The organism is Candidatus Neomarinimicrobiota bacterium, assembly GCA_018647265.1.
GTDB lineage: Bacteria > Fidelibacterota > Marinisomatia > Marinisomatales > TCS55 > TCS55.
Genome location: JABGTK010000067.1, coordinates 1 through 4,734, shown reverse-complemented (window position 1 = coordinate 4,734; position 4,734 = coordinate 1). Strand labels below are relative to the sequence as shown.

At 42.9% G+C, this 4,734-nt stretch carries 4 protein-coding genes; all 4 read right to left on the bottom strand.

Annotated elements, in window-relative coordinates; all coding sequences use genetic code 11:
• Positions 1 to 1,413 (bottom strand): NAD(P)/FAD-dependent oxidoreductase (locus HN459_04130; GenBank protein MBT3478632.1); only part of this gene is annotated, 1,413 nt, incomplete at its 3' end.
• Positions 1,410 to 2,993, bottom strand: coding sequence for an NAD(P)/FAD-dependent oxidoreductase (locus HN459_04125; protein ID MBT3478631.1), 1,584 nt, complete (start codon positions 2,991 to 2,993; stop codon positions 1,410 to 1,412). The genes HN459_04125 and HN459_04130, both read right to left, overlap by 4 nt.
• Complete coding sequence (locus HN459_04120) at positions 2,981 to 4,210, bottom strand: aminomethyl transferase family protein (protein ID MBT3478630.1); 1,230 nt, start codon at positions 4,208 to 4,210, stop codon at positions 2,981 to 2,983. Before HN459_04120 ends, HN459_04125 begins: the two co-directional genes overlap by 13 nt.
• A partial coding sequence (locus HN459_04115; GenBank protein MBT3478629.1) for a hypothetical protein occupies positions 4,207 to 4,734 on the bottom strand: 528 nt, incomplete at its 5' end. The genes HN459_04120 and HN459_04115, both read right to left, overlap by 4 nt.

Below are 4,734 nucleotides of genomic sequence, written 5' to 3'. Positions count from 1 at the left end.
TGTCATTTCACCATGATTCAAATTTCCTTCGGTTAATCCAAATTGGTTTTCCAAATCTACGGGAGAAAGGAGGGACGACGATTCGATCATACCATGAAATCCTGGGCAATAATTTTCCAAGACACGAACTACATTATTCTTCAATTGGTTATTTAAATCTTGAGTCCAATTTTGATTTCGTAAATGATAGGGCGCATATTGGATTGTGGCAGATAATACGTGTTTCCCATCTGGTGCAAAGTCTGAATTTATAATTGATGGTATTGTGAATTCCACGAATGGGTTTTCCGGAAGCCGTCCATATTTTACTGCATCGGATGCCTTTTCCAAATATTCTATGGATGGAGCAATTGAGAAAACAGTTCCCATTTGATCAGCAGCAACACCTTTAAATTTTGGAAGCCCGTTTAAGGCAAAATGAATACGGGCTGTACTGCCGCGATAACGGATATTGTTTAATTGGGTATTAAAATTGGGATTAAGATTTGAAGGCCCAACCAGATTAATAAATGTATTGTTCGGATCTAATCCAGATACAACTTTGTTCGCATAAATTTCTTCGCCATCTCGCAAAGTAACACCGCTACAAAGTCCATTTTCAACATTAATAGAGCTGACTTTGGAATTGGTCAGGATTTCAACATTGGTTGATTCAGCGGAAGATTTCAACGCTTGAGCTAATTCGTCAGTGCCGCCTTTTACAAATTGTGCATTGTGAAATACACCACCACTATGAACATGTTGATGCAATAGATTATAACCCGTAGCTGCGGAAAAAGGGCCGAAAGATAAGTGGTGAATTCCAGCCGTAGAAATAGCACCACGAAGTAATTTATTCTCGAACCATTCGTCCATGAGTTCCGGCATCATCATTGGAACGACCCGCATTAAATCTACCAATCCACGAGACCCATGTTTCGTCACTGGCCCGAGCATAGATCGCATACCCAATAGATCTTTCAGTCCAACATTCGGAAGACTGGGCGGCGTTATGGCATAAAGTTTTTCTAAAAAGTGAGTTAGCTTTTGGATGTATTCTGTGAAATCTTCCCACGCCTTCGCATCTTTTTCTGAATGGTTTGCTATGGATGCCGCAGTCTTTTTTGGATCTTGGTGAAAAGTAATATTTTCCCCATTTTCTCCCAACGCTATTCGAACCACATCAGGTTGAATCAATTCCAATCCGTGAGCGTCTAAACCCAACTGTTGTAAAACCCGTGGATCGATCCATTTTAATACATCATTTATATCATTACATTTAAATCCCGGGGCAAATTCTGAAGTGGAAGCCAATCCACCAACTTGGTCTCTTGCTTCAAGAATAAGCACCTTCTTCCCGGCTTTTCCAAGAAGGGATGCGGTAACAAGGCTGTTTATTCCGCCGCCAACAACAATGACATCAAACTGACTCATGACCAAATCCCTAAAATCTTTTTTGCCGCCATTTCGCCAGGTGATCCTGTGATTCCACCGCCGGGATGGGTGCCGGATCCGCATTGAAAATAGTTTTTTATCGGCGTTGTATAGTCGGCCCATTTTACGGCTGGCCGCATGGAAAACAATTGCTGAAGCGTTAGTTCGCCATGGAAAATATTGCCTTCTGTCATGCCGAAAGTGGATTCAATATCCGCCGGTGTTAATACTTGCCGATGCAAAATAATATCTTTGATATTGGGCGCAAAACGGGCGATTGTATTTATGACGGCATCACCGAAATCTTCCCGTTTTTGGTCATTCCAACCGCCTTTTATATCGTAAGGTGCATACTGAACAAAACAGGACATAACATGTTTTCCCGGGGGCGCCATGTCTGGATCTAACATGGATGGTATAATAATATCCATATAAGGTTCTTGGGAAAAATTGCCATACTTGGCATCATCATAAGCTCGTTCTAAATGATCATAACTGGGACTGATAGAAATAGCGCCACGGAGATGATGACCTTCGCCAGGGAGACAGGTAAAATTCGGCAAACCATCCAAGGCAAGATTCACTTTCCCTGAAGAGCCGCGAATTCTGAAATTTTTAATATCGGTCACGAAGTCAGATGGAAGATCGCTTTCATCCACCATTTTTAAAAAGGACAATTTTGGATCTAGTCCTGAAATAACAATATTTGATTTGTATTCGTCGCCATTTTCTAAAGCGACCCCGACTGCCTTTCCATTTTTTACGATGACTTTTTCTACTGCTGCTTCTGTTAAAATTTCAGCACCAAAATGTTCGGCCGATCGGGCAATGGCCATACTCACGCCACCGGTGCCACCTCGCTGAAATCCCCATGCGCGAAAAGCACCGTCAATGTCGCCCATATAATGATGGAGCATTACATAGGCAGAGCCGGGAGAGCGGGGACCCATGAATGTGCCAATAATTCCGCTGGCAGCCATGGATGCTTTCAGGGGTTCAAACTCGAACCATTCATCCAGAAAATCAGCAGAACTCATGGTCATGAGTTTGGTCAAATACTCGAATTGTTCTGATGATAGCGTTTTAAAATGGTCTAATAATTTTTTTGTTTTAGATAAATCTGATAAAGATGGGCGAATGGCATTCGGTGCAATTGTTTCAAGAATAGGACGAACAGCCATTCCAATTTGACCCATAAGTGGGCCAAATCGCATATAGGCTTCAGCATCCCGGACAGAATGGCGAGCAATTTCACGATACGTTTGATCTGCGTCTGCCGTCCGTAAAAGGTAATCATTATTCAACGGAGTAAAAGTGCTTTCTAACGGAAGGAGCTCCAAACCGAATTTGGGAAGCATCAATTCGCGCATGACGTTAGGCTTCATGAGACTCACGACATAAGAGCAAACAGAAAATTTAAAACCGGGATAGATTTCTTCTGTGACTGCTGCACCACCGAGAATGTATCGTCGCTCAAGGACAAGAACTTTTTTACCGGCGCGGGACAGATAAGCCGCTGCCGTGAGTCCATTATGACCGCCACCAATAACAATGGCATCGTATTTTTTTACGCCGGGCATGAGCGTTTCCTTTCTGGATCAAAAAAGGGTGTTTTTACCACTTTTGCCGGGGTGAGTTTTCGGTAATGTTCCACTTTTAATTCAAACATGAGTTCTGATCCTTCAACCGAAAATTCAGATTTAACATGAGCAAGTGCAATATATCGTTTCAGGATGGGTGACCATGCACCGCTGGTGGCATAACCCACTTGTTTATTTCCTTTATATAAGGGGGTGCTGGTTCGCCAAGCAGCGCTGGGGAGTCCCGGCGCTAAACCAGCCTTGCGAAAATGTTTTTCTAATTCATGCCACTGGATTTCTATGCCCACAAAGTCCCATTCCGGGCCGCGAGCCAATTCAGCTTCTAATGCTTTTTTCCCGATAAAATATTTTTTCTTCATTTTTACCGCCCAACCTAACCCCAATTCGTAAGGTGACGATTTTCGGGATTCAATGATAGCGTGGCGGGATGATACATAATCAACATCAAGCAGGATGAGTCCCGCTTCAATCCGGGCAATGTCCAAAGCTTGGAGACCGGTGGGTGTGATACCAAATGATTTTCCTTTTTCCAAAAGCAAATCCCAAACGGCTATGGCATCTTTAGGATCCATCCAGATTTCGTAACCCAAATCGCCAGTGTATCCTGTACGGGAAATAGATACAGAAATATTACCAAATGTTGTATCCATCATCCAGAAAAATTTTAGACTGTCTAATGAATCAGATGCCACTGCATTGAGAATAGTTCGGGAGTTTGGCCCTTGGAGCGCCAGTGCTGCCGTTGTGAATGAATCATCCGTTACAGTAAGATTCATCCCTGAGGCATTATGTTGAATCCAATCCAAATTTGGTTCAGCACTGGTAATGCGAAATTTATTTTCTGATAATCGTTGAATCGTGCCGTCATCGATCACCTTGCCGAATTCATCGCACCAGGGACTATACATAACCTGACCAACTTTGCAGATGGCAATATTTCGAGTTACCAATCGATTAAGAAATATTTGTGCATCCGGTCCTTCAATAATATATTTTTTTAAAGGTGTTATGTCTAATAGGCCTGCTTTCGTCCGAATAGCGAAATATTCATTTTCATGATGAAGCTCATAATTAGTGGCCGCTAAAAACCCGGACCACCGCCGCCATTCCTGGGATTCATTGAGCTTGGATGTTCGCTCAAAAAAGGGAGATAGTTTTAATTGGGTATGGGCTGTGAATTGGTTTTCGCAGTTCATTGCTTTAATCTTAAAAATGGTCGTGTTAAACAGGTCGGTCCACCGGCACCTTTGATTGAAATTTCTGTGCCATCATAGGAAAGAATATCTACGCCTTCTGCTTCTAATCGTTGTTGTGTAATTGGGTTTCCCTTTATCATAATTGCTTTGCGTGGTGCTATGGCCAATACGTTACACCCCATGGTGTTATATTCTTCGTCCGGGACTTCAATAAGTTTAATTTTTCGGTGGAGAAGGTATTGCCTAAATGGAACCGGAAGTAAACGAGAATACACCAAATATAGATCATGATCAATAGGAGAAACATTACTCATGAGATGGAGACAATCTGCAGGGCCGGTCCAATGGGGAAGCGGCACCGAAATCACATCATCTACATGATTGCCGAGCAAAGTTTTAAATTGGCGAATCCCGTCTGCGTTGGAGCGATATCCTTCGCCAACAGCTACTGTGCGTTCATCAATCCACACCACATCGCCGCCTTCTAAAGTTCCGGGAGACTCAATGCGACCTAGAATGGGAAC

Coding starts and splice junctions, on each gene's coding strand:
- HN459_04125 (MBT3478631.1), bottom strand. CDS start 2,993: ATGCCCGGCGTAAAAAAATACGATGCCATTGTTATTGGTGGCGGTCAT.
- HN459_04120 (MBT3478630.1), bottom strand. CDS start 4,210: ATGAACTGCGAAAACCAATTCACAGCCCATACCCAATTAAAACTATCT.